Genomic DNA, 23,189 nt, shown 5'->3' on the forward strand with positions numbered 1-23,189 from the left:
CGCACTGCGGAAGTAAAGTTTCAAAACCAGCCGCGCGGAGCAGCCGTCACCGGACCAGGCCGAGCAGCTTCTCGATGTGGATCGTGAGCAGTACCCGCTGGTCGGCGACCATCGCCGCGCGGTACTCGGCCCAGTCCGGGTGCTCGCCCGCCGCCCGGCGGTAGTAGTCGACCAGCGCCTCGACCGTCGCGTCGTCCGGCGCGGCCGCCGGTGCCGTGAGCGACGCGCGGCCCTCCGCGACGACGTAGCTCCAGCCGTCCTCGCTGCCGACGTGGAACGTCACCCGCGGGTCGCGGCGCATGTTCTTCGTCTTCGCCCTGGTCTCGGTGATCGACGCGATTATCGTGGCCGATTCCCGGTCATACAGGTGCGTGATGGTGGACAGCTGGGGCCGCCCGTCACGCCGGATGGTGGCGAGGACGCCGTGGCGGTGGGCGGCAAGGAAGTCCTTCAGCGCTGTGTCGTCGGTCATACCTTCTCCAACCGGCGAGCGCCGACGTTGTTCCGACCGCAGCCCGGAGGAAATCTGCTTGCATACGGCAACTAAAGTGTGTTCGGACACACCGAGCGCCCGTCCGCTTGCATAACCGGTGGTACAGGCACATCCTTGCCTGAGGCAACTAGTTGCAGCCGCCAACCAACGCCGTTGAAGGATCCCTCATGGCACCGAACAGCTCCGCCACCCGGCCCACCGCCGAACTCGACCTCGCCGACCAGCTCGGCCACGAGCTCGTGCGCCTGGTCCGCCTGATCAACAAGGCGAAGTCGCAGGTCTCCAAGCAGGGCCCGGACGGCATCGAGCGGGCGGCGTACGCGATCCTCTTCACCCTCATCCACGAGGGCCCGCAGCGCACCAGCCGGCTCGCGGAATCGCTCCACTCCGAGATCTCCACGATCAGCAGGCAGTCGAGCTCCCTCGTGCAGCACGGCCTGGTCGAACGCCAGGCCGACCCCGAAGACGGCCGGGCGTGCCTGCTCGCGCCCACCGCCGAGGGCATGCGGGTGTTCGAAGAGAACCGCAAGCAGCGCAACCAGTGGCTGGCCGAAGTGCTCGGGGACTGGACGGAAGGGGAAATCCAGACCCTGAACCGCCTCTTCGGCCGGCTCAACACAGGTATCGAGAACCACTCTCCACAGCTGGCCGACGCGCACGCGTCCGCCGGTGCTCCGGCCAAGGGGGCCAACGCATGAGTTCGACCACCGAAGCAGTCGCCAAGCCCGAGGTGGGGCAACCACCCCGGCTGACCCACCGCCAGATCGTCACGATCCTGAGCGGCTTGATGTGCGGCATGTTCCTCGCCGCGCTGGACCAGACGATCGTCGGTACGTCGATCGTCAAGATCGCCAACGACCTGCACGGCTTCGACCTGCAGGCGTGGGCGACCACGGCGTACCTGATCACCTCGACGATCGTCACGCCGATCTACGGCAAGCTCTCCGACATCTACGGCCGCAAGCCGTTCTACCTGGCCGCGATCGGCATCTTCGTCGCCGGCTCGCTGGCCTCGACGTTCGCGACGTCGATGTACCAGCTCGCCGCGTTCCGCGCGGTCCAGGGCCTCGGCGCCGGCGGTCTGATGTCGCTGGCCATGACCATCCTCGGCGACATCGTCCCGCCGCGTGAGCGGGCGAAGTACCAGGGTTACATCCTGGCCGTGTTCGGCCTGTCCACCGTGCTCGGCCCGGTGCTCGGCGGGTTCTTCGCCGGCATCGACACCCTGGCCGGCCTGCACGGCTGGCGCTGGGTCTTCCTGATCAACGTCCCGATCGGCGTCATCGCGCTGTTCGTCGTGGCCAAGGTCCTGAACGTGCCGCACGAGCGCCACGAGCACAAGATCGACTGGTGGGGCGCGCTGACGATGGTCGTCGCGGTCGTGCCGTTCCTGATCGTCGCGGAGCAGGGCCAGAAGTGGGGCTGGGGCGACCAGAAGGCCATCCTCTGCTACGTCGTCGGCGGCGTCGGCGTCATCGCCTTCATCGTGGTCGAGAAGCTGATGAAGGACGCCGCGCTCATCCCGCTGCGCCTGTTCAAGAACTCGACGTTCACCGTGGCGATCATCGGCGGCGTCATCGTCGGTGTCGCGATGTTCGGCGCGATCACGATGATCCCGCAGTTCATGCAGGTCGTGCAGGGCTACACGCCGACCGAGTCCGGTCTGCTGATGCTGCCGCTGATGGCGGGCATCATGACCAGCTCGATCGTGTCCGGCCGGCTCACCGGGAAGACCGGGCGCTACAAGATCTTCCCGATCGTCGGCACCATCCTGATCGCCGGCGGCGCCTTCTTCTTCGCGCAGGTCAAGTACGACTCGCCGCTGTGGCACCCGCTCGTCGCGGCCGCCATCATCGGTCTCGGCCTCGGCCAGTGCATGCAGACGCTGATCATCGCGGTGCAGAACGCCGGCCCGCGCAGCGACATGGGCGTCTCGACCGCGTCGGCGACGTTCTTCCGCCAGATCGGTGGTACCGCCGGTGTCGCGATCTTCCTGACGGTCCTGTTCAACACGCTGCTGCCGAACATCACCAAGGCGTTCGGCGGGCAGCTCCCGGCCGGCGCCGGGGCGGGCATCGGCAACCTGTCGGAGAACACCAGCGGCATCCAGAACCTGCCCGAGGCGATCCGGACCCCGGTGCTGATCGGCTTCACCGAGTCGATCACCACGGTGTTCTACATCGCGGGTGGCGTGGCGCTGCTGGCCACGATCGTGCTGCTGTTCATGAAGGAGATCCCGCTGACCAACGCGGCCCCGGCCGCGGCGGCCATGGAGGGCGGCGAGGCGCTGCTCGAGGCGGACCAGCACGACTTCGCCGACGAGCCCACCGAGATCGTCGAGCCGGTCAAGCCGGCCGACCGCGAGCCGGCACTGGTCGGCGGCGGGAAGCACGCGCTGAACACCAACGGCCACGGCGACTACCAGGCCGTGTCGGGCGCGCTGCCGATGCCGATCACCAACTCCGTCGCGGACTCCGAGGTCGACACCCCGGTCGGCGCGGGTGGCGTGCCGGTGATCGGGCACGTGCGGCGGCAGGACGGCAGCCACGTCCCGGGTGCCGCGCTGACGCTGATCGACCAGCGCGGCCGCCAGGTCGCGCGGGCCACCGGCGCCGCGGACGGCAGCTACTCGGTGCCCAGCCAGGGCCCGGGCGCGTACGTCCTCATCGTGTCGGCCCACGGCCACCAGCCGCAGGCCTCCAGCGTCGTGATCAGCAACGGGCCGGCGACGGTCGACGTCACGCTCACCGGGTCCGGCGAGCTGACCGGCACCGTGCGGGCGGCCTCGACCGGCCAGCCGCTGGCGAACGTGACGGTGACGCTGACCGACGGGCGCGGCGAGGTGAACGGCGCGTTCATCACGACCGCGGACGGCACCTACGCCTTCGTCGGGGTCGGCGCCGGGGCGTACACCCTGGTCGCCAGCGGCGCGGGCTACCGGCCCGTCGCGCTCACGCTGACCGTGCCGGACAGCGGCGTGCTGCGCCACGACGTCGAGTTGTCCAGCTCGGTGCAGCTCACCGGCACCGCGCGGACCGAGGGCGACCGGATCGTGCCGGACGCGCGGATCACCGTGCTCGACGCCGAGGGCAACGTGGCGGCGGTCGCGCGGACCGACGGCGAAGGCCGGTACGTGGTCAGCGACCTGCCCGCGGGCGCGTACACCGTGGTCGCGAGCGGCTACCCGCCGGCGACCAGCCAGGTGGAGCTGACCGGCGGCGAAGCCGACCACGACGTCCGCCTGGGCTACGACCAGGCCCTCGACGAGCTGGTCGACCGGTCATGACCGGCCTGCGCGCGACCTTCCGGACGGCCGAGGGCTGGGCGGTGGAGCACGCGGTGCTCACCGTCACGGACCCGGCCGGCCGCCAGGTCGCCCGGCAGGCGGCCGACGTCCGCGGGGAGGTCGTCACCGACGGCCTCCCGGCGGGGGTGTACACCGCGGTCGTCACGGCGGCCGGGTACACCCCGGTCGCCCGGACGGCGCAGATCGCGTCGGACGGCTCCGGCTCGCTCGGCGACGTCGTGCTGGCGCCGGTCGCCGAGGCGATCGACCTGCCGCCGGCCGGCCCGTGGGTGATCGACCCGATGCACTCGTCGGTCATGGCGACGGCGCGGCACCTGGGCATCGCGAGCATCAAGGCGCGGTTCCCGGACGTGTCCGGCCGGATCGAGATCGGCCGCCCGGCCGAGCGGTCGTCGGTGCACGCCGAGATCAAGGCGGCGAGCATCGAAACCGGCATCAAGATGCGCGACGACCACCTGCGGTCGCCGGACTTCCTCGACGTCGACGTGCACCCCGTGATCACGTTCACGAGCACCGGGCTGCGCCAGCGCGGCGTCGACTCGTGGACGCTGCTGGGCGAGCTGACGCTGCACGGCGAGCGCCGTGAGATCGAGCTCGAGCTGACCTACGGCGGCTGGGGCCCGGACCCGTGGGGCGGCGTGCGCGCGGCGTTCCACGCGGAGACGACGCTGCACCGGAACGACTTCGCGATCAACTACAGCGCGATGGTCCGGGCCGGGGTCGCGGCGGTCGGCACGACGGTGAAGATCGAGCTGGACATCGAAGCGGTGCAGGGCGAGTCGCTGCCGCAGTTCTGAAGTTCCGTGAAGGCCTCCTTCCCGGCTTTTATGACCGGGAAGGAGGCCTTCACGGTTTCTACAGCCGGTAAGGGGGCCTTCACGGCATGTCGAACCTGAATATCCCGGCGCGCTCGATTCGACCGTTCGCCGTGGGGTGTTCACCTGGGCCACGTAGGCTCCCGGTGTGAACGTCGTGAGCATCGAGGCCGCGGGCGTCGGCGTGAGCTGGCTGGACACCGCCGGGCCGCTGCTCGTCTGGGTGATCGTGCTGAGCTTCGTGCTGGTCGAATGCGCGCTGATCATCGGGCTGTTCCTGCCCGGCGACTCGCTGCTGTTCGGGGCCGGCGTGGTGCTGGCGCAGCACGGGTCGGACGCGAACGCGTGGTTCCTGTCGGGGGCCGCGCTGATCGTCGCCTTGCTCGGCAACCAGATCGGCTACTACATCGGCCGCGGCAGCGGCACCAAGCTCATCGCGCGCCGCGACGGCAAGGTGCTCAACCGCCACAACCTGGAGCGCGCGCAGCGGTTCCTGGACCGCAAGGGGTTCTTCGCGATCGTGGCGGCCCGGTGGATCCCGTGGATCCGCACGCTGGCCCCGCTGATCGCCGGCGCCGCCCGGATGGACCCCCGCCGCTTCATGGCGGCGACGGCACTGGGCGGCCTGCTGTGGGTGCCGACGCTGGTCCTGCTCGGCTACTACGGCGCGGGCCTGCTGGACGCCCTGCCGTGGGTCAAGACGGCGGCCCTGTGGGTCAGCATCGCGTTCTTCGTGGTCGGCACGGGGTACGGCGTCCTGCGCTACCGCCAGGAGATGCGGCGCCCGGTCGACGAGCGCGACGACGCCCGCGCCTGAGGCGTTGCGGCGGCTCGCTCGGCGGCGGCCTCATCGATGTCTTGAATGAGTCATTCAGGTCTTCGGAGGTCTTGAATGAGTCATTCAAGACCTCCCGCGCCGGGCGTCAGAGTTCCGGGTCGGCCCAGATCTCGAGCTGGATGCCGTCCGGATCGCGGAACACGACCACCTTCGAGCCCTCGAACGTGCGCGACGGCGCCGTCGGCAGGTAGGAGACGCCGAACTCCGCCAGTCGCTCTTCCCACTCGGCCAGTTCGGCCGTCGAGCTGACGCGGAACGCCACGTGTTCGAGGCCGGCGCGGTGTTCGTCGAAGCCGCGTCTGCCGGTGTCCGCGTGCTGCACCAGCACCACGGAGAACTCGTCCCCGGCGGAGCGGAGCACGACCTTCCGCAGCCCCGTGTCCGGCTCTTCGCGCCGGAGGACCTCCTCGAGGTCGAGGACGCGGGCGTACCACGGCACGCTGCGGTCCACGTCGGTCACGGTGAGCGCGAGGTGGTGCACGGACATGAGTTTGGCCATGGCTTCCGAAGCCGTCCTTTCGCGTGGCGGCTTCCCAGAGTTGCACAGCGTTCGCCCGCCGAAACCGAGGTGACCAAGTCCGCGTCCGATCGTGATCTCGCCGTCTCCGGGCGTCCCAGCAGGCGGACGCCGGTGACCGAAGGTCATTCGTGTTTGCCGGAGAGTACTCGCTCGGTCACCGGCCGCCACCGACCTCCAGTACGGCTCCCGTGGTGAACGACGACGCCGGCGACAGCAGGAACAGCACCGCTTCGGCGATCTCCGCCGGCTCGCCCGGCCGTCCCATCGGGATCTGCGGCGCGAGCCGGTCGAGGCGGTCCGGGAGGCCGGCCGCGTCGTGCAAGCCGGTCCGGATCATGCCCGGACGCACGGAATTGACCCGGATCCCTTCGCCGGCGACCTCCTGGGCCAGCCCGAACGTCAGCGTGTCCACGGCGGCCTTCGACGCCGCGTAGTGCACCCACTCGCCGGCCGAGCCGGTGCGCGCCGCCGTCGAGGAGATGGTGACGATCGCGCCGCCGTGGCCGCCGTGGCGCGTCGACATGCGGCGGACCGCCTCGCGGCAGCACAGGAACACCCCCGTCACGTTGACGTCGAGGGTGCGCCGGACGACGTCCACCTCGTAGGAATCGAGCCGGCCGGGGGTGTTGCCGGTGATCGCCGCGTTGTTGACCAGCCCGGTCACCGGCCCCAGCTCGGCCGCCGCGTCGAACAGCGCGACGACGTCGTCCTCGACGGACACGTCCGCGCGCACCGGCAGCGCCTGGCGGCCCGAAGCACGGACCTCGTCGGCCACGGCGAGCGCGGGCGCGGGATCGCCCGAGTAGTTGACCACGACGTCGTGGCCGCGCCGGGCCGCGAGCACGCAGATGGCGGCGCCGATCCCGCGGCTGCCGCCCGTGACGACGAGGGTCAAATCGCGAAGTTCGCCAGCGGCAGGTTCTCCAGCACCAGGTCGGCCCGGTCCCGGGTTTGCGAGATCAGGTCGGCGTTGCGCTGGTCCGAGCCGAGCGCGCGGCGCCGGGCCTCGACCAGCGAACGGCCGTAGCGGCGGTGGCGCGAGACCAGCCGTTCGATCCGCTCGGGCTCGTCCGGCGCGAGGAACCAGGCCTCGGTGAGCAGCGGCCGGATGGCACTCCACGGGTCGTCCGGCAGCAACAGGTAGTTGCCCTCGGTGATGACGAGCTGGACCTCCGGCGGCACGGCGACCGCGCCGGCGATCGGCTCCTCGATCTCGCGGCGGAACTCCGGCGCGTACACCGTCTCGCGGCCTTCGGCGAGGCGGCGGATCAGGTGGTAGTAGCCGGCCGCGTCGAACGTGTCCGGGGCGCCCTTGCGCTCGGTGCGCTCCAGCCGGCGCAGCTCGACCTGCGCGAGGTGGAAGCCGTCCATGCCGACCACCGCGGCGCGCGAGCCGAGCGCGTTGGCCAGCGCCCACGCGAGCGTGGTCTTGCCCGACGCGGGCGCGCCGATGATGCCCAGCACGTTGCGCTGCCCGCGCACGGTCAGGCCCTCGGCCCTGGCCAGCAAGTCGTCGAACGCCGTCATGTCCTGTTCCTTCCTGCGATCGCGGTCGTCCACGACCGCGGTCCCACCTGCCGCACCCGTTCGGCGGCCACCTCGTTGGCGAAGCGGATCCGGTCCGGCACCGTCCGTTCACGGGCCACGGCCACGGCGAGCGCGCCGTGCCAGACGTCGCCCGCCCCTAGTGTGTCCCGCGCTTCCACCGCGGGAACAGGCACCTCACCCGAGCCGCCGTCCGCTGTGGACCACCGCACCGGGCCGGGCCCGGCGGTGGTGATGACGGTGGGGACGCCGCGCGCGTGCAGCCCCGGCTCTGGCGCCTTGAAGTGCGCGGAGCACGCGGCGACGTCGACCAGCGGCAGCAGCTCGTCGAGCACCGGCTTCCAGCTCCCGGCGTCCAGCACGACCGGCGCCTTCGTTCCCCGCGCGACGGCCAGCGCCAGCTCCGGATAATGCCCGTCGAGCAGCACCACATCCGCCCCACGCACCTCATCAGCCCCAAAAAACGGCACTTTCTCTAGGAAAGTGCGGTCTTGGGCGTTGCGGGAGACGACGGTGCGCTCGCCGTCGTGGTCGCGGACGGCGACGGCGCTGACCGGGGGCGGGTCAGGTAGGGAGGGGGCCAGGTCGATCAGGTGGACGCCGTGGGACTCCAGGTCGGCGCGGGCGAGGGCCGCCAGCGGGTGTGCGCCGAGGACGGTCAGCAGGGTCGCCTCGGCGCCGAGCGCGGCGGCCGTCACCGCGGCGTTCGTCGCCGGCCCCCCGGCCGCGACGTCCACCCGCAGCGACTGGACCTTCTCGCCCGGCGCCGGGAGCTCGTCGACCCGCTGGACGACGTCCACGGTGCACAGACCCGCCAGCAGCAACTTCACTTCAGGCCGGCCACGTGGGTAGCGGCGGCGGCTTCCTCGACCTCGCCGTTTTCGTTGAGCCGCAACGCACCCGTGAGCAGGCCGACGACCTGGTTCATCGTGTGCGTCTTCGGCGAGACGACCGCGACGCGCTTGCCGAGGCGGTGCACGTGGATGCGGTCGGCGATGTCGAACACGTGCGGCATGTTGTGGCTGATCAGCACCACCGGCAGGCCGCGGTCGCGGATCCGGCCGATCAGGTCGAGCACCTTGCCGGACTCGGCGACACCCAGTGCGGCGGTCGGCTCGTCCATGATCACGGCCTTGGTGCCGAACGCGGCCGCGCGCGCCACGGCGACACCTTGGCGCTGGCCACCGGAAAGCGTCTCGACGGGCTGCGTGATCGACTTGATGTTGATGCCCAGCTCGTCGAGGATCCGCTGCGCCTCGGACCGCATCGTGCCGGTGTCGAGCTTGCGGAACAGCCCGAACGGTCCCTTGAGCCGCTTTTCCCGGCCCAGGAACATGTTCGACGCGATGTCGAGCGCGGGCGCGACGGCGAGGTCCTGGTACACCGTCTCGATCCCGTAGTGCCGAGCGTCCAAAGGGGACTTGAAGTGGACGGTCTGTCCGTCCACTTTGATCTCGCCTTCGTCGGGGATCACCGCGCCGGACAGGGCTTTGATCAGCGACGACTTCCCGGCGCCGTTGTCGCCGACCACGGCGAGCACTTCGCCGGGCAGCAGGTCGAAGTCGGCGCCGTCGATGGCGGTCACCCGGCCGTAGCGCTTGACCAGTCCGCGAGCCTGGAGGATGGGTTCACTCATGACTGCTGCTGCCTCCTCGCGATCCGGTCCACCACGACGGCGGCGATGAGCAGGGCCCCGGTGGCGAGGTCCTGGTAGTTGCCGTCGACGTTCATCTGCGTCAGGCCCGACCGCAGCACCGCCACGACCAGCGCGCCCATCAGCGTCCCGAGCACCGAACCGCGGCCGCCGAAGAGGCTCGTGCCGCCGAGGACGACGGCGGTGATCGAGTCGAGGTTGCCGAGCTGGAACTGGTTCGGGTCGGCGTTCGGCGTCCGGCCGAGCGCCTGCCAGGCCGCGATGCCGAACGTCAGCCCGGCGACGATGTACACCGACAGCACCGTGCGGTTGACCTTGATGCCGGACAGCCGCGCGGACTCCGGCGCGTTGCCGACCGCGTAGACGTGCTTGCCCCACGCGGTTTTCGTCAGCGCGTACCAGACGCCGAGGTACATCAGCAGCGCCAGCGTCATGCCGTAGGTGATCGGGATGCCGCCGAAGAGGTAGCGCTTGGTGCCGAGCCACTGCAGCAGCCCGTCGGTCACCGGCACGGCCTGGCCGCCGGCGATCAGCTTCGACACCGCGGTCAGCATCGTGAACGTGCCGAGCGTGATGATGAACGCCGGCAGCTTGATCCGCGTCGCGAGCCCGCCGATGAACATGCCGACGATGATCGTCAGCACCACGCCGGCGAGCAGCGCGACGAAGCCGTTGGTCCCGGCCGCGGCGAGCTTCGCCATGATCAGCGTCGCGACGACCATCGACGCCGCGTTGGACAGGTCGATCCCCGAGATGAGGATGACGAGCGTCTGCCCGAGCGCGAGCGTGCCGACGACCAGCGACTGCTGGACCACCGTGGACAGGTTGTCGAGGTCGAAGAACGTGTCCGTGGCCAGCGAGAACACGACGATGGCGACGACCAGCGCCAGCGCCGGGCCGACCGCGGGAGCGCGGAGGAGGAATTCGCCGAGGGACTCACGGTCCCTCGCCGGAGCGGCGGTCGCCGTGGTCATTTGTTTCCTCCCCAGCAGTTCTGCAAGCCCCAGGCCGAGTCGTGGCTCTCGATGCCGGGCAGCGGCTTGTCGGTGATCACGGCGGACCCGGTGTTCACGAAGCCGGACGGCTTCTTCCCGGTCTTGGCGTATTCGACGGCGGCGAGCACACCCTGCTCGGCCATCTTCTTCGGGAACTGCATGACGGTGGCGGCGAACTGCCCGTTCTTGACGTTCTGGACGCCTTCGCAGCCGCCGTCGATCGAACCCATCACGATCTGCCCGGTGAGTCCGCGGGCGTTCAGCGCCGCGTACGCGCCGCGGCCCATCGGCTCGTTCATCGAGTAGACGGCGTTGATGTCGGTGCTGCGCTGGAGCAGGTTCTCCATGCCCTGCTGGGCGAGGCTCTGGTCGCCGTTGGCCGCGGTGTGGCCCTTGATCTCCGGCGAGCCGTCGGTCAGCCCGATGCCCTTGAGGAAGCCGCCGTGGCGCTGGGTGTCGACCGTGCTGCCGGCCGTGCCGTCGACCATCAGGAGCTTCGGCGGGACACCCTTGAGCGCGGCCTTGACGTAGGCGCCCTGCTGCTCGCCCGCGGCGAAGTTGTCGGTGGCGAAGGTGGCGTCGACGGCGTCGGCCGGTTCGGTGGCGGTGTCGAGGGCGATCACCAGGATGCCCGCGTCACGCGCGTCCTTGATCGCCTTGAGCACGCCGGTCGACGAGCTGGGCGTGATCAGGATGGTGTTCGCGCCCTGCTGCACCAGGTTCTCGATCGCGCGGACCTGGCCGTCGTTGTCGCCGTCGAACTGGCCGGCGAGCGCGCTGAAGTCGGCGCCGTTGGCCTGGGCGGCCGCTCTCGCGGCGTTGCGCAGTTCCACGAAGTAGGGGTTGGTGTCGGTCTTGGTGACCAGGCCGACCTTGGCCTTGCCGCTCCCGCCGGTGTTGGTGTTGCCGCCCCAGTGCCGTTCGACCGTGCACCCGGTCGTCGCGGCGAGGACGGCGGCCAGCACCACCGCGGTGAGACTCCGCTGTCTCATGGGTTCCTGCCCCTTTGTCTGGGTTCGAGGCTTGCCGATGGACGGGAAGGTAGACAGACTGCTCCGTGGACGCAAGCGTTTGCGCAAACGCTTGCCGGAAAGGATTGGCATGCCCCAGCCGAGGTCGTCGCGGCCGACCCAGCGCGACATCGCCGAGCTCGCCGGCGTTTCGATCACCACCGTCTCGCACGTGGTGAACGGGACGCGGGCGGTCGCCGAGGACACCAAAGCGGCCGTGCTGCGGGCGATCGAGACGACCGGCTACACCGGTGACGCGATCGCTCGTTCCCTGGTCACCGGCGGTACGCGGTCGATCGGGATGGCGATCTCGCTGGTCGCCAACCCGTACTTCGCGATGCTGATGCAGGCGATCGAGCGGGAGGCGTCGCTGCACGGGTACACCGTCCTGCTGGCCGACACGCACGACGCGGCGGACACCGAGCGTGACACGGTACGCGCGCTGCGCTCCCGGCGCGTCGACGGCCTGCTCATCACCCCGGCGCCCGGTGACGGGCCGGTGATCGGCGAGCTCGTGTCGCTGGACGTGCCGACGGTGCTCATCGACCGGCTGGCCACCCGCACCGACGTCGACCAGGTGGGCTCGGAGAACATCCAGGCGACGTCGGCGCTGACCGCGCACCTGGCGACGCTCGGGCACCGGCGGGTCGGGATGATCAGCGGCGCGCCCGGGCTGTCGACCAGCGAGGAGCGGGTGCTGGGCTACCGGCTGGGGCTGGGCCGGTCCGGGCTGACCTGGTCCTCCGACCTCGTGGCCTGCGGGAACTCGTCGCGCGAAGGCGGCGCGCTGGCGTTGAGCACGCTGCTGGCGCTGCCCGAGCCGCCGACCGCGCTGGTCGTCGGGAACGACAGCATGATGGTCGGGGTGCTGCACGAGGCGCGGCGGCGCGGGCTGCGGATCGGGCGCGACCTGCCGGTCGTGGTCTACGACGACGTCGAGTGGGCGGACCTGGTCGACCCGCCGCTCACGACGATGGCGCAGCCGATCGAGGAGATCGGCCGCCAGGCGGTCCGGCTCCTGCTGGCCCGCATCAACGACCCGGCGCGCAAGGCCGAGACGGTCCGGCTGGCACCCACCCTGCGTCACCGTGAGTCGTGCGGCTGCCCGCCGGTTCACTCACATCAGTGATTCTGGAGTTTTGCCGTCATCTCGCGGGCGGTCAGCGGATACCTTTCGGCTGAGCGTCTGCGAGGGCATATGACGGCACTTTCGCCGGAGCTCCGGTTGTGGGACCCCCCGGTCACCTACCGGATCGGCGTCGCGATGGGTGTGCACGCGAACCCCTACTCGGGTGAGCTGCTGCGCGCCATCAGGGCGACCGCTGATCACGCGGGCTGCGACGTCGTGCTGGCGGACACCGAAGACGCGGTCGGCGAAGAAGCGGAGCTCGTCCGCGCGCTGCGGGCCGACCTGGTGGACGGCGTGCTGCTGGTCCCCTCGGCGGGCGACGAAGCGGTGATCAACGGGCTGGTCCGGATGGGCGTGCCGACGGTGCTGGTGGACCGGGTGGCCGCGCGCAACGACGTCGACCAGGTGGGCACGGAGAACGTGCACGCGGTGGCGTCGCTGGTCCGCCACCTGACGGCGGGACGGCACCGCAAGATCGGCCTGATCTCGGGCGACGACGGCCAGGAAGTCAGCCGCGAGCGCGTCCGCGGCTACCGCCTCGGCCTCGAGCAGTCGGGCCTGCGTTTCAACCGCGAGCTGGTCGAAAGCGGCTTGTCGTCTTCGGGCGGCGCGGCCCGCGCGACGGCGAAGCTCCTGGACGGCTGGCCCTCCCCGACGGCGCTGGTGGTGGCGGACGAGTCGATGCTGGTCGGCGTCCAGTACGAGGCCCACCGCCGCGGCATCCGCATCGGCTCGGAACTGGCGGTGGTGGGTTACGGCGACATGGACTGGGCCCGCCGGGTGAGCCCGGCGGTGACGACACTGGCCCAGCCGGTGGCCGAAATGGGGCGGCGGGCGGTGCAGCTGCTGATGTCGAGGATGGCGGACCCGGACCGGCCCCCGGAGTCGGTGTGGCTGACCCCGAAGTTCCTGCACGGCGCGTCCTGCGGGTGCTGACGCCGGTCAGAGCGTCGCCGCCGCCTCCAGGAGCATCCAGCCGCCCACCTGGACCGACAGGTCCCGCTCCGGCGCGTCGGCCGGCAACGGCCACGGCGCCGCGCGGTCCCAGTACGCGCTGAACACCGGCCCCGGCGCCGCGCCCGACCAGCAGGCCTCCGCCGACGTCAGCACCAGCGACCGCGCCGTCGAGGCCTCCGGGCCCGGCAACGACCGGGCCGCCAACGCCAGGTACCGCGCCAGGATCGCCGCGAACAACCCGCCGTCGCCGCCGCCCTGGCCGCGGATCACGCCGTCCGGAGCGCAATGCTCGGCAACCGCTCGCACCGTCCGGGCCGCTGCGTCCATTGAGGACAGTTCCAGGCAAGCGCCGAGGTAAACCCCTTGGCAGTAGGTGAAAATGTGCTTCACCAGCTCACCCGTGTCCGCACGGATCCCGTCCCACACCAATCCGGACTCAGGATCGACCAAAGTGGACGAAAGCCAGTCGAGCATCGCCTGCGCGCGAGCGACGTTCCCCGACCGGGCGTGGAAGATCGCCGCGGGACCGTTCGCCGGGGCGTTCTTGAAGTCGTCCCCCTTGCGCCACCAGATCCCACCCCCGGCCGCCGGTGTCCAGGCCGACAGCAGCTCGGTGTCGATCGCCGCCAGCGCGGGGCCGGTGTCGATGCCCAGCGCGGAAACCCGTTGCAGGGCCAGGCCGAGCCACGCCATGTCGTCGTAGTAGTCGTTCGTCCAGCGGCCGAAGTTGCGCAGCCGCACCGAACGCGCGAACGAGCGGATCACGGACAGCCGCGCCGGCGTTGGCGCGCGCAGCTGGGCGTCCACCAGCGTGTCCAGCAGGTGCGCCTGCCACCAGTAGTTCCAGTGCCAGTGCAGCCGCTGGCCGGGCGACGGGGGCCAGCCGCTGCGGCCGAGCGCCGTCGCGGGCAGGGCCCACACGCGGCGCAGGTGGCGGGAGGTCACCGCGCGTTCGGCGGCCGAGACGTCCATGGCGCAATCGTGCCTTGCCCCTCGACATACCGCTCGGTATGTTCAGTGGTCATGACGACCGCTCACGTCACCTGCCCGCTGTGCGAAGCCACCTGCGGCCTCGAGGTCACCCTGGACGAGAACCAGCAGGTCACCCGCGTGCAGGGGGATGACCAGGACGTCTTCTCGAAGGGGTACATCTGCCCGAAGGGCGCCTCGCTCGGCGCGCTGCACCACGACCCCGACCGGCTGACCGCGCCGCTGCTCAAGCGCGACGGCGAGTTCGTCGAGGTCAGCTGGCAGGAGGCCTACGACGAGATCGCGCGCCGCCTCCCGCCGATCATCGAGGAGCACGGCCGGGACGCCGTCGCCGTGTACGCGGGCAACCCCGGCGTGCACAACATCGCGCTGACGCTCTACGGCCGCGTGCTCTACAAAGCCTTGGGCACCAAGAACTTCTACAGCGCGACCTCCGTCGACCAGATGCCGAAGCACTACTCGTCCGGCACCATGTTCGGCGACCCGCTCGCCATCCCCGTGCCCGACCTCGACCGCACCCAGCACCTGCTCGTGCTGGGCGCCAACCCGCTCGTCTCCAACGGCAGCCTGATGACCGCGCCGGACATCCGCGGGCGGCTGCGCGGGATCCGGGACCGCGGCGGCAAGATCGTCGTCGTCGACCCGCGGCGCACGCGCACCGCCGCGTTCGCCGACGAGCACCACCCGATCCGCCCCGGCACCGACGCCTTCCTGCTGTTCGCGCTGGTCAACGTCCTGTTCGAGGAGGACCGCGTCACCCCGGGACGCCTCGCCGAGCACCTCGACGGCCTCGACGACGTCCGCGAGCTGGCCCGGTCGTTCACCCCCGAAGCCGTCGCGCCGCGCACCGGCATCGCCGCCGGCGAGATCCGCCGCATGGCGCGGGAGCTGGCCGACGCCGAAAACGCCGTGGTCTACGGCCGGATCGGCACCACGACCCAGGCGTTCGGGACCATCGCGAGCTGGCTGGTCGACGTCCTCAACGTCCTCACCGGCAACCTCGACGAGCCGGGCGGCGCGATGTTCCCGCTGGCCGCCTGCCAGCCGACCGGGAACCGGCGGCCGTTCAAGGTCGGGCGCTGGCACAGCCGCGTGCGCGGGTACCCCGAGGTCGTCGGGGAACTGCCGGTCGCGACCCTCGCCGACGAGATCGAAAGCCCCGGCGAAGGCCAGGTCCGCGCGCTGATCACGGTCAGCGGCAACCCGTGCCTGAGCACGCCGAACGCGGGGCGCCTGACCCAGGCGCTGGGCAACCTCGACTTCATGATCTCGGTCGACGTCTACCTCAACGAGACCTCGCGCCAGGCCGACGTCGTCCTGCCCGGGCCGTCGCCGCTCGAACGCCCGCACTTCGACCTGGCCTTCTACCAGCTGTCGGTGCGCAACGTCGCCAACTGGACGCCCGCGACCTTGCCGTCGGCGCTGCCCCAGGAGTGGGAGACGATGCTGCGCCTCACCGGCATAGTCGCCGGCCAGGGCCCCGAGGCGGACGTCGCCGCGCTCGATGACTTCGTCGCCGCCGATGTCGCCCGCCGCGCCGGGCTGGAAGTCACCCACGACCGCACCGGGCCCGCCCGGCTGGTCGACCTGATGCTGCGCGCGGGTCCGTACGACGTCACACTGGCCGACCTCGAAGCGGCGCCGCACGGGATGGACTTCGGGCCGCTGAAGCCGCGGATCCCCGAGGTGCTCTGCACCGCGTCCGGCCGGATCGAGCTGGCGCCGGAACCCGTCGTCAAGGACGTCCCGCGCCTGCGCGACGAGCTGGCGAAGCCGGTGGACGACGGCCTCGTGCTGATCGGGCGGCGGCACCTGAGCTCCAACAACTCGTGGATGCACAACCTGGCGCCACTGGTCCGCGGCGGCAACCGCTGCACGGTGCAGGTCCACCCCGCCGACGCGGCCCGCCTGGGCCTCACCGACGGCGGCCTCGCGGCGGTGACGTCCCGAGCCGGCAAGCTCGAGGCGCCGGTGGAGATCACCGACGAGATCCGCCAGGGCGTGATCAGCATCCCCCACGGCTGGGGCCACGACGTCGACGGCGCGCGGACGCGGGTGGCGCGCGCGAACCCCGGCGTCAACTCGAACCTGGTCGCCGACGAAACGCTCCTCGACGTGCCGTCGGGGACGTCGGTGCTCAACGGCATCCCGGTGGAGGTCGCGCCGGCCTGACGCTTGACAGCGGTGCGGAGCCGAGTGCATCCTCAGCGTCGCATGTTTACGTGAACATCGGAGTTCGCATGACCCGTTGTCTGCACGCCGCCATGATCGCCGTCCTCGCGCTGGCCCTCCTCGCCGTCCCGCAGGCTTCCGCCGCCACGAACGCCTTCCGCGGCGTGAACTGGGCCGACGCCCGCGACAACTACGTCGACGGCTGGGTCATCCCGACCGGCCTCACCGCCGGGGACAGCTACGACACCGTCCGCACGAAGGCGGACGGCATCCTCACCGGCTTCCAGCAGCAGCTCGGCGCGAACACCGTGCGCCTGCCGATCAACCCGCAGAGCGTGAACTCGGACTGGTGGGCCCGGTACAAGGGCGCCGCCGACTCCGCGCTGGCGCACGGCATGAAGGTCGTTTTCGGCTACTGGGAAGCGAACAAGGACGGCTTCGTCGACGACGTGACCGCGTGGAACACCATGTGGGACCGGGTCACCGCGGACTACGGCGGCAATTCCGGTGTCTACTTCGAGCCGATGAACGAGCCGTTCGGCTACAGCCTGAGCGCCTGGGTTTTCCTGTGCTCGACCTGGCTGTCCCGGCATTCGGCCATCCCGCGCGGCCGGGTCCTGATCAGCGGGACCGGCTACAACGACAACGTCACCGGGGTCGGCGCGGCGAGCGCGTTGAACGGAACGCTGCTGTCGCTGCACTTCTACGGCTTCTGGGCGTCGGACACGACCCGCGCGGCGTGGACGGCCAACCTCAGCAACCGGCTCGGCGCGTACTCGTCCCGGACCGTCATCGACGAAGCTGGCGCGCCGATGACGACCGGGCTCGACTACTCGGCGGGCCACCAGGACGGCAACAACTTCACCGCCTACTTCGCCGCCACGACGGATCTGGCGCGGTCGCGGCAGATGGGCGTCGTCTACTGGCCCGGCCTGCGTTCGGGCGACCCGTACTCGATCACCCGGCAGAGCGGCAGCGGCCTGGCGACGAACAACGCGTCGGGCGTGGTGCAGCTGCGCTGGGGCTGGGGGCTGTAGCTACCAGGCCGTCGACAGGTCGGCGTGCTGCCGGATCCAGGCGTGCATGACGATCCCGGCCGCGACCCCCGCGTTGATCGACCGGGTGGTGCCGAACTGGGCGATCGACACGACCAGTGACGCGGCTTCCTGCGCCGGCTCGCTCAGCCCGGGGCCTTCCTGGCCGAAGAGGAGCACGCACTCGCGCGGGAGGTCGGCCGTCTCGACCGGCTGCGAACCGGGCGTGTTGTCGACCGCGACGACGGCGAGCCCGCGCTCGGCGGCGTAGGTCACGAGCCCGGAGACGTCGTCGTGGTGGCGCAGGTGCTGGTAGCGGTCGGTCACCATGGCGCCGCGCCGGTTCCAGCGGCGGCGGCCGACGATGTGCACCTCGGCCGCGGCGAACGCGTTGGCCGTGCGCACCACGGTGCCGATGTTGTGGTCGTGCTGGAAGTTCTCGATGGCGACGTGGAACGGGTGCCGCCGCCGGTCCACATCGGACACGATGGCCTCGCGGCGCCAGTACCGGTAGGCGTCGACGACGTTTCGGCGGTCGCCTTCACGCAGCAGTTCCGGGTCGTACTGCTCGCCGGTGGGCCAGTCGCCGGGCCACGGGCCGACGCCGACCTCTTCGCGGCTCACCCACTCGGTGGGTCCGGCGTCGGGGGAGGTGGTCACCCCCCGATTGTCGCTCAGACGGGGTGGACCGGGCGCGCGTGGGTTTCTTCGCCGTCGTGGCGGTGGCGGTGGCGCTGGTACACGCCGACGTACGACAGCACCAGCAGGGTCAGCGCGAAGGCGGCGATCACCGGGAGGAACGAGCGCGGGAAGAGCGTGTCGTAGAAGTAGTAGGCGTTGAAGCCGCCGGGCAGGTCACCGAGACCCTGCTGGTGGCGGAAGTAGTTCTCGAGCGCGGTCAGCGGGCACGGGATCGGGGTGACGTTGACCAGCACGCCCCAGATGGCGAAGAAGACGTGGACGAAGACGACCTTCGGCCAGCGCCACGCCAGGAAGCCGCCGAGGCCGATGAAGACCAGGGCCAGGATGTGCACCAGCACCGTCGCGTCGGCCAGGAACCTCGCCATCACCCGCCCCCTTCCCCGAACCCCCTACCAGCGACTTTACTCCGCTGATCGGGTCCGGCCGCCCTGAAGAGTGCCCCGGTGTGTGATGTTTAACCCACCGGAGCAACCCGTTCACCTGGGCGGTGACGGCGGCGTTACACCCGGTGGGAATTCCGGCGGGCGCTTCGCGGGGTACTGCGTCGGCTCCTCGTGCGGGTACTGCTCCGGCTTCTCCCGGTCGGGCTTCGTCCAGTCCGGCTGCGGCTCCTCCTCCATGGACCCGACGGTACGCCGGGGTCAGCGCGCCCGGACCCCGGATTTCGCCGTCAGCCGAATTTCCAGCCGCACGGGCAGGTCCTCGACTTCGAGGGCCTGCTTCAACCGCGGCACGGCGTGGCCGGTGATGCTCTCCCGGATCGCGGTGGCATCGGCGTCGCGGTCGGTGGTGACGACGAGGAAGAGTTCCGGCGCGTCCCGCGGCCCGGACAGCCAGGCCGACGCGGCCCGGACGCCGTCGTAACCCTCGACGTCGGCGGCCACGGGCGCGGCGGCCGCGCTCGAGTCGAGGACGGTGACGCCGGTGTCCCGCTCGTCCCGCCAGGCGACGCTCTTCGGCCGCCGGAACGCCTGCGCGGCCAGCCACCGCAGGCAGAGCAGGCCGAGGAGCGTCGCGACGGCGATCGCGACCCAGAACACCCAGGTCGGCGGCGCGGCGGCGCCGGGCACGAGCGGCGCGGCCGGGTCGAGCAGGCGGAGCCGCCCGAAGTGCGTGGCGACGGCGAACCCGCCACCGGCGAGGAGCAGCAGCCCGACGAGGGCGAGAAGGCTGCGGTTGAGCCCAGCAGGCCGGTTCATCGCGCACCCCCTCGCTCGCGACCTCGCACCGCCGCGCCCGCTCCCGAGCGCCCCAATGTGGCGTTCGGTGCGTCAGACGCACCCAATGTGGCGTTCGGTGCGCTGGACGCAACCAACGCCACATTGGGGCGTTTGGGGCCGTTCATCGCGTGCCTCCTCGTACCCGGACCCGCACCTTCGGCGGCTCCGCCAGTCCCACCTGCTCCAGCCGTCGCGCGACCGCCGTCTCCACCGCGGTCGCGAGGCCTTCCGTGTTCGTCCGGTTCGTGCGCACCCGCACCTTCACCTTCCGCGGCCGCAGCTTGACCGCGGCCGTCGCCACCCCGTCGACGCCGGCCGCCGTCGAGCGCACCGAGGTGCGCAGGCCGTGGCGGGTCGTGCCCGCCTCGATGCCCGCCGCCGGTGCCAGCGCCAGTACCACCGGGCGGCCCCGCAGGAGTGCCGCCGCCAGGAGCACGAGACCCGCCAGAACCGCTGCCCCGCCCCCGACGAGCACGGGCAGTTCGTTCCACGTCGTCTCGTGCACCCGGGCGGCGACCGCCTCGAACGACAGCAGCGGCCGCTCGCCGAGCAGGCGCTGCACCAGCGCCGTCACGACCAGCGCGCACGCCGCGAGCACGACCAGCGCCGTCAGCACCGCCGGCACGCTCCGCCGGGGGCGCCTCACCGGACCCGCCGCTTCGGCTGTTCGGGCCGCGACAACGCGACCGTGATGTCCACGCGCCGCGCGCTCAGCCCGGTCAGCTCCGTCGTGCGGCCGAGCAGGTGCGCCCGGACCCGTTCGACCGTCGCCGCGATCGGGGCCGGGTAGGCCACCGGCAGCCGGATGTCCAAAGTGGTCGATGCACCGTCCACAGTGGCCTCGGCGCCGACCTCCCCGCCGACGCCGTCGACCTCGCGGGCGGCGTGCGCGGCGATGCGCCGCACCGCCCGCGGGGCCACCGTCGTCACTCCGCGTTCCACGGCTACCTCCGATCGCGTGCGGCGCCCACGAGGGCGGACAGGTCGAGCTTCCCGTCGAGCCAGCGCCCGGCCAGCAGGCCGAGCCCGCCCAGCACGAACACCGCCACGAACGCGCCGAACCCGCCGAACGCGGCCGCGAAACCCAGTGCCAGTCCGTACAAGAGGCCGAGCAGCGTCGCGTTCATCGTCACCGCACCCGGTCCGAAGCGGTGGTCTCGTCGTCGTCACCGGGGAGGTGGACGTCGTTGACGTTGATGTTCACCTCGACGACCTCCAGCCCGGTCATCTGCTCGATCGCGGTGATCACGTTGCGGCGCACCGCCCGCGCGAGGTCGGCGATGGCGACGCCGTACTCGACCAGGATCTGCAGGTCGACCGCCGCCTGCTTCTCGCCGACCTCGACCGAGACGCCCTGGCCGACGCTGGCGGACGCGCCCGGGATGCGGTCGCGGATGGCGCTCAGCGCGCGGGCCGCGCCGCCGCCGAGGTCGTGGACGCCGGTGACCTCGCGGGCGGCGAGCCCGGCGATCTTCTGGACCACGGTGTCGGCGATGGTGGTGGTGCCCTGCTTGGTGACGAGGGCGCTCTCGGTCGTGGTGGCCACGGTGTTCTTCTCGGCCGTCGCGGTCATGGGTCCTCCCTGGATGTCCGTTGCCCCAAGGCTTTTCGCCTGGTTCGTAGTTAAGGACCCAGCGGAGGGGAGATCGTCACTTACCCGTTCGTGTGACGTGGGTCTCCGGCGAACGCGGCGCCGTCGAGGTCGGTGACGACCAGCCGCAGACGCGCCTTTTCCCATTCCGTACCCGCCAGCAGCGGACGCACGAGTTCCGCCGCGCGCTCGAGCAACGGGGGAATCGGCAGCCGGGTCGCGATCAGGCGGATCTGGACGACTTCGGCCGAGAGGTCGACGGCCATGCCCGCCCAGTCCACCGGCAACCACGTCGTCTCCGGCGAAACCGGCGTCGCCGGGCGGAGGCCGTCGATCTCCTCGAGGGCGCCGACGATCCGCTCGACGGCTTCGGCGGCGGTCACCGGGCCGCCGGCTCGATGTCCATGATGGACACCGAGACCTCGTCGACGACCAGCCCGGTCTGCTCGGTGACGAACCGGGTCACCGCGCGCTGGACCGCCCGGCCGACCGCCGCCGCCTGGTCGGCCGTCGCCGTCACCAGGTCGACGTGCACGGTCACGCGGCCGTCCGCGGTGCGCACCCGGACGCCGTCCGCCGGCGCCGGGTCGAGGCCCTTCCAGCGCTGGCGGGCCGCGCGCGTCCACGCCGTGACCAGGCCGCGCAGGCCCGGTTCCAGGCGCACCACCCCCGGTGTGGCGATCGCCGCCCGTGCCGCCACGCTGGCGATCACCGGGTCGGCGACCACGTAGTCAACGCTCATTCCCCTGGCTCCCCGGCAGTGTCTTCGGCATAGATGTCGGCCACGAGCAGGTCGAGCTTCGCCAGCGTCAGGCCCACCCGGGCCGCGGCCGCCGCGGTCACCCGCTCCCGCACCTTCGCCAACGCTTCACCGCCCGTGGCGTTCCGCACGCTCACCGCGAGGGTGAGTTCGACTTCGACGACCCCGTCCGCGCCGGTGCGCACGCGGCAGCGCCGCGCCCGGACGCCGTCGACCGTGTCGGCCGCGTACCGCAGCACCGCCGCCACCGCCTGTTCGCTGATCTCGACGAACCCGGGCTCCGGGGTCGGCAGCCGCACCATCCGGTCGCGCCGCACCTCGGCCCGCACGGCCGACATGATCCGGCCGAACAGGTCCGGCGACGGCGCGTCGTCCTCGGCCACCAGCTCCTCGGTGGCCTCGCGCAGCGCCAGCAGGCTTTCGCGCGCGGCCCGGCAGTGCGGGCAGGTCAGTTCGTGTTCGTCGGCCAGCCCGGCGCCGACCGCGTCGAGCCGCTCCCACACCTGCTCGACATCGCGTTCGCAGGGCAGCTCGTACTCCGTCATCGCCATGGCTTCATCACCTCCGCCAGCTGTGCCCTGGCGCGCGCGATCCGGCCGCGGACCGCGGTCGCGTTCGCGCCGACGACTTCGCCGATCTCTTCGTAGGACCGGCCGTGCACCTCACGCAGCAGCCAGCACGCCCGCTGCTCGGGCGTCAGTTCCGCCAGCGCCGCGTTCAACGCCGCGAGCTGCCCGCTCACCTGGGCGGCCCGTTCCGGCTGCAGATCGGCCCGCGGCGACTCGGCGGCGTCCAGGTCGACGTCGGCCCGCGGCCGGCGCGCGCGGATGGCGTTGAGGCAGCGGTTCGTGGTGGCCCGGTAGAGCCAGCCGACGAACGCGGCGTCCTCGCCGAGCTGGCCGAGCTTGCGCCAGGCGTTGAGGAACACCTCCTGGACGACGTCTTCGGCGTCGCCGCGGTTCGCGAGCATCTTCACGGCGAGCCGGAACATCGGGCCCTGGTAGCGCAGCACGAGCTGCTCGTACGCCCGGACGTCGCCGTCCCGGGCGCGGCCGACGAGGGTCGCGTCGTCAAGCGGTGTGGCGGCGGTCGTCACGGCACCTCCTCTCGGGAGGAGGACACCGGTGAGCGGAAAACGTCACGCACCGATTGTGGGTGACGGTGCTCACCGGGGCGAGTCCGTGACGATCACGCGCCCCGGTGGTCTTCCCGGCACCAGGCGCCCCGCCGGGGTGCCACCGCAGAAGGAGGTGTCCGATGTCGTTGGGCGACAAGATCGGCAACAAGGCCGAGGAACTGGGCGGCAAGGCCAAGGAAGCGGCCGGCAACGCCACCGGGGACGAGCAGCTGCGCGCCGAGGGTCAGGCCGACCAGGCGAAGGCCGGGCTCAAGGGCGCCGTCGAGAACGTGAAGGACGCCGCGAAGGACCTGTTCAAGAAGTGAGCCGGGACCGGGGC

29 protein-coding genes are annotated in these 23,189 nt (G+C 71.4%); 9 read left to right on the forward strand and 20 right to left on the reverse strand.

Annotation, left to right across the window (positions count from 1 at the left end; all coding sequences use genetic code 11):
* Positions 1-46: 46 nt before the first annotated feature.
* A complete protein-coding gene (locus tag EIY87_RS16660; protein WP_125308905.1) occupies positions 47-472 on the reverse strand; it encodes a PPOX class F420-dependent oxidoreductase in 426 nt (141 codons plus the stop codon).
* A gap of 188 nt (positions 473-660) precedes the next feature.
* Between EIY87_RS16660 and EIY87_RS16665 the strand changes: the two genes are divergently transcribed.
* The 4 genes from EIY87_RS16665 (at position 661) to EIY87_RS16680 (ending at position 5,432) form a co-directional block, all read left to right on the forward strand.
* Positions 661-1,191: a MarR family winged helix-turn-helix transcriptional regulator gene (locus EIY87_RS16665; protein WP_125308907.1), complete on the forward strand. Its 531-nt coding sequence runs from the start codon at positions 661-663 to the stop codon at positions 1,189-1,191.
* Positions 1,188-3,779: an MFS transporter gene (locus EIY87_RS16670; RefSeq protein WP_125308909.1), complete on the forward strand. Its 2,592-nt coding sequence runs from the start codon at positions 1,188-1,190 to the stop codon at positions 3,777-3,779. Before EIY87_RS16665 ends, EIY87_RS16670 begins: the two co-directional genes overlap by 4 nt.
* Positions 3,776-4,597 (forward strand): YceI family protein, encoded by an 822-nt coding sequence (locus tag EIY87_RS16675; protein WP_125308911.1) that lies wholly within the window; start codon positions 3,776-3,778, stop codon positions 4,595-4,597. Before EIY87_RS16670 ends, EIY87_RS16675 begins: the two co-directional genes overlap by 4 nt.
* A 166-nt stretch (positions 4,598-4,763) precedes the next feature.
* Complete coding sequence (locus EIY87_RS16680) at positions 4,764-5,432, forward strand: DedA family protein (protein WP_125308912.1); 669 nt, start codon at positions 4,764-4,766, stop codon at positions 5,430-5,432.
* A 106-nt stretch (positions 5,433-5,538) separates the two neighbouring features.
* Here the strand turns inward: EIY87_RS16680 and EIY87_RS16685 are convergent, their stop codons facing one another.
* The 7 genes from EIY87_RS16685 to EIY87_RS16715 form a co-directional block, all read right to left on the reverse strand.
* Entirely contained in the window at positions 5,539-5,952 is a 414-nt protein-coding gene (locus EIY87_RS16685; RefSeq protein ID WP_125308915.1) for a VOC family protein, read from the reverse strand.
* A 175-nt stretch (positions 5,953-6,127) separates the two neighbouring features.
* On the reverse strand, positions 6,128-6,868 hold the full coding sequence (locus EIY87_RS16690) for an SDR family oxidoreductase (RefSeq protein ID WP_125308917.1): 741 nt from the start codon (positions 6,866-6,868) through the stop codon (positions 6,128-6,130).
* On the reverse strand, positions 6,865-7,500 hold the full coding sequence (locus EIY87_RS16695) for a nucleoside/nucleotide kinase family protein (RefSeq protein ID WP_125308919.1): 636 nt from the start codon (positions 7,498-7,500) through the stop codon (positions 6,865-6,867). The genes EIY87_RS16690 and EIY87_RS16695 overlap by 4 nt, the downstream gene beginning before the upstream one ends.
* Positions 7,497-8,342, reverse strand: coding sequence for a PfkB family carbohydrate kinase (locus EIY87_RS16700; protein WP_125309878.1), 846 nt, complete (start codon positions 8,340-8,342; stop codon positions 7,497-7,499). The genes EIY87_RS16695 and EIY87_RS16700 overlap by 4 nt, the downstream gene beginning before the upstream one ends.
* Before the next feature lie 2 nt (positions 8,343-8,344).
* A complete protein-coding gene (locus tag EIY87_RS16705; protein WP_125308922.1) occupies positions 8,345-9,154 on the reverse strand; it encodes an ATP-binding cassette domain-containing protein in 810 nt (269 codons plus the stop codon).
* Complete coding sequence (locus EIY87_RS16710) at positions 9,151-10,146, reverse strand: ABC transporter permease (RefSeq protein ID WP_125308924.1); 996 nt, start codon at positions 10,144-10,146, stop codon at positions 9,151-9,153. Before EIY87_RS16710 ends, EIY87_RS16705 begins: the two co-directional genes overlap by 4 nt.
* Positions 10,143-11,159: a substrate-binding domain-containing protein gene (locus EIY87_RS16715; protein WP_125308926.1), complete on the reverse strand. Its 1,017-nt coding sequence runs from the start codon at positions 11,157-11,159 to the stop codon at positions 10,143-10,145. Before EIY87_RS16715 ends, EIY87_RS16710 begins: the two co-directional genes overlap by 4 nt.
* A gap of 109 nt (positions 11,160-11,268) precedes the next feature.
* On the opposite strand from EIY87_RS16715, the gene EIY87_RS16720 reads away from it, so the two are divergent.
* Together EIY87_RS16720 and EIY87_RS16725 are read left to right on the forward strand one after the other, a co-directional pair.
* On the forward strand, positions 11,269-12,306 hold the full coding sequence (locus EIY87_RS16720; RefSeq protein WP_125308928.1) for a LacI family DNA-binding transcriptional regulator: 1,038 nt from the start codon (positions 11,269-11,271) through the stop codon (positions 12,304-12,306).
* 69 nt (positions 12,307-12,375) lie between these two features.
* Positions 12,376-13,242 carry a LacI family DNA-binding transcriptional regulator gene (locus EIY87_RS16725; RefSeq protein WP_125308931.1) on the forward strand — a complete coding sequence of 289 codons (867 nt, stop codon included), beginning with the start codon at positions 12,376-12,378 and terminating at the stop codon, positions 13,240-13,242.
* A 6-nt stretch (positions 13,243-13,248) separates the two neighbouring features.
* Here EIY87_RS16725 and EIY87_RS16730 read toward each other — a convergent pair whose 3' ends face one another.
* Entirely contained in the window at positions 13,249-14,235 is a 987-nt protein-coding gene (locus EIY87_RS16730) for a glycoside hydrolase family 76 protein (protein WP_125308933.1), read from the reverse strand.
* Between the two features lie 51 nt (positions 14,236-14,286).
* On the opposite strand from EIY87_RS16730, the gene EIY87_RS16735 reads away from it, so the two are divergent.
* Both EIY87_RS16735 and EIY87_RS16740 read left to right on the forward strand, forming a co-directional pair.
* Complete coding sequence (locus EIY87_RS16735; protein ID WP_191984126.1) at positions 14,287-16,425, forward strand: molybdopterin-dependent oxidoreductase; 2,139 nt, start codon at positions 14,287-14,289, stop codon at positions 16,423-16,425.
* Positions 16,426-16,493: 68 nt separating this feature from the next.
* Entirely contained in the window at positions 16,494-17,462 is a 969-nt protein-coding gene (locus EIY87_RS16740; RefSeq protein ID WP_125308937.1) for a cellulase family glycosylhydrolase, read from the forward strand.
* Here the strand turns inward: EIY87_RS16740 and EIY87_RS16745 are convergent, their stop codons facing one another.
* The 11 genes from EIY87_RS16745 to EIY87_RS16795 form a co-directional block, all read right to left on the reverse strand.
* Positions 17,463-18,119 (reverse strand): TrmH family RNA methyltransferase, encoded by a 657-nt coding sequence (locus EIY87_RS16745; protein WP_125308940.1) that lies wholly within the window; start codon positions 18,117-18,119, stop codon positions 17,463-17,465.
* 14 nt (positions 18,120-18,133) lie between these two features.
* The gene (locus tag EIY87_RS16750) at positions 18,134-18,526 is read right to left on the reverse strand and encodes a DUF2784 domain-containing protein (RefSeq protein WP_125308942.1); all 393 of its coding nucleotides are present in this window, start codon (positions 18,524-18,526) and stop codon (positions 18,134-18,136) included.
* A 276-nt stretch (positions 18,527-18,802) separates the two neighbouring features.
* Entirely contained in the window at positions 18,803-19,360 is a 558-nt protein-coding gene (locus EIY87_RS16755; protein ID WP_125308944.1) for an alkaline shock response membrane anchor protein AmaP, read from the reverse strand.
* Positions 19,361-19,502: 142 nt separating this feature from the next.
* On the reverse strand, positions 19,503-19,997 hold the full coding sequence (locus tag EIY87_RS16760; protein ID WP_225439903.1) for a DUF6286 domain-containing protein: 495 nt from the start codon (positions 19,995-19,997) through the stop codon (positions 19,503-19,505).
* A 26-nt stretch (positions 19,998-20,023) separates the two neighbouring features.
* Positions 20,024-20,323, reverse strand: coding sequence for an Asp23/Gls24 family envelope stress response protein (locus EIY87_RS16765; RefSeq protein WP_225439904.1), 300 nt, complete (start codon positions 20,321-20,323; stop codon positions 20,024-20,026).
* Positions 20,324-20,325: 2 nt separating this feature from the next.
* A complete protein-coding gene (locus tag EIY87_RS16770; RefSeq protein WP_086856482.1) occupies positions 20,326-20,508 on the reverse strand; it encodes a hypothetical protein in 183 nt (60 codons plus the stop codon).
* Positions 20,509-20,510: 2 nt separating this feature from the next.
* Positions 20,511-20,954: an Asp23/Gls24 family envelope stress response protein gene (locus EIY87_RS16775; protein WP_125308948.1), complete on the reverse strand. Its 444-nt coding sequence runs from the start codon at positions 20,952-20,954 to the stop codon at positions 20,511-20,513.
* A gap of 80 nt (positions 20,955-21,034) precedes the next feature.
* A complete protein-coding gene (locus tag EIY87_RS16780; protein WP_125308950.1) occupies positions 21,035-21,355 on the reverse strand; it encodes a hypothetical protein in 321 nt (106 codons plus the stop codon).
* On the reverse strand, positions 21,352-21,714 hold the full coding sequence (locus tag EIY87_RS16785; protein WP_125308952.1) for an Asp23/Gls24 family envelope stress response protein: 363 nt from the start codon (positions 21,712-21,714) through the stop codon (positions 21,352-21,354). Before EIY87_RS16785 ends, EIY87_RS16780 begins: the two co-directional genes overlap by 4 nt.
* The gene (locus EIY87_RS16790) at positions 21,711-22,283 is read right to left on the reverse strand and encodes an Asp23/Gls24 family envelope stress response protein (protein WP_125308954.1); all 573 of its coding nucleotides are present in this window, start codon (positions 22,281-22,283) and stop codon (positions 21,711-21,713) included. Before EIY87_RS16790 ends, EIY87_RS16785 begins: the two co-directional genes overlap by 4 nt.
* Positions 22,274-22,828, reverse strand: coding sequence for an RNA polymerase sigma factor (locus tag EIY87_RS16795; RefSeq protein WP_125308956.1), 555 nt, complete (start codon positions 22,826-22,828; stop codon positions 22,274-22,276). Before EIY87_RS16795 ends, EIY87_RS16790 begins: the two co-directional genes overlap by 10 nt.
* A gap of 161 nt (positions 22,829-22,989) precedes the next feature.
* Between EIY87_RS16795 and EIY87_RS16800 the strand changes: the two genes are divergently transcribed.
* The gene (locus EIY87_RS16800; RefSeq protein WP_125308958.1) at positions 22,990-23,175 is read left to right on the forward strand and encodes a CsbD family protein; all 186 of its coding nucleotides are present in this window, start codon (positions 22,990-22,992) and stop codon (positions 23,173-23,175) included.
* Positions 23,176-23,189: the final 14 nt, after the last annotated feature.

It is taken from the genome of Amycolatopsis eburnea, from assembly GCF_003937945.1.
Taxonomy (GTDB): domain Bacteria; phylum Actinomycetota; class Actinomycetes; order Mycobacteriales; family Pseudonocardiaceae; genus Amycolatopsis; species Amycolatopsis eburnea.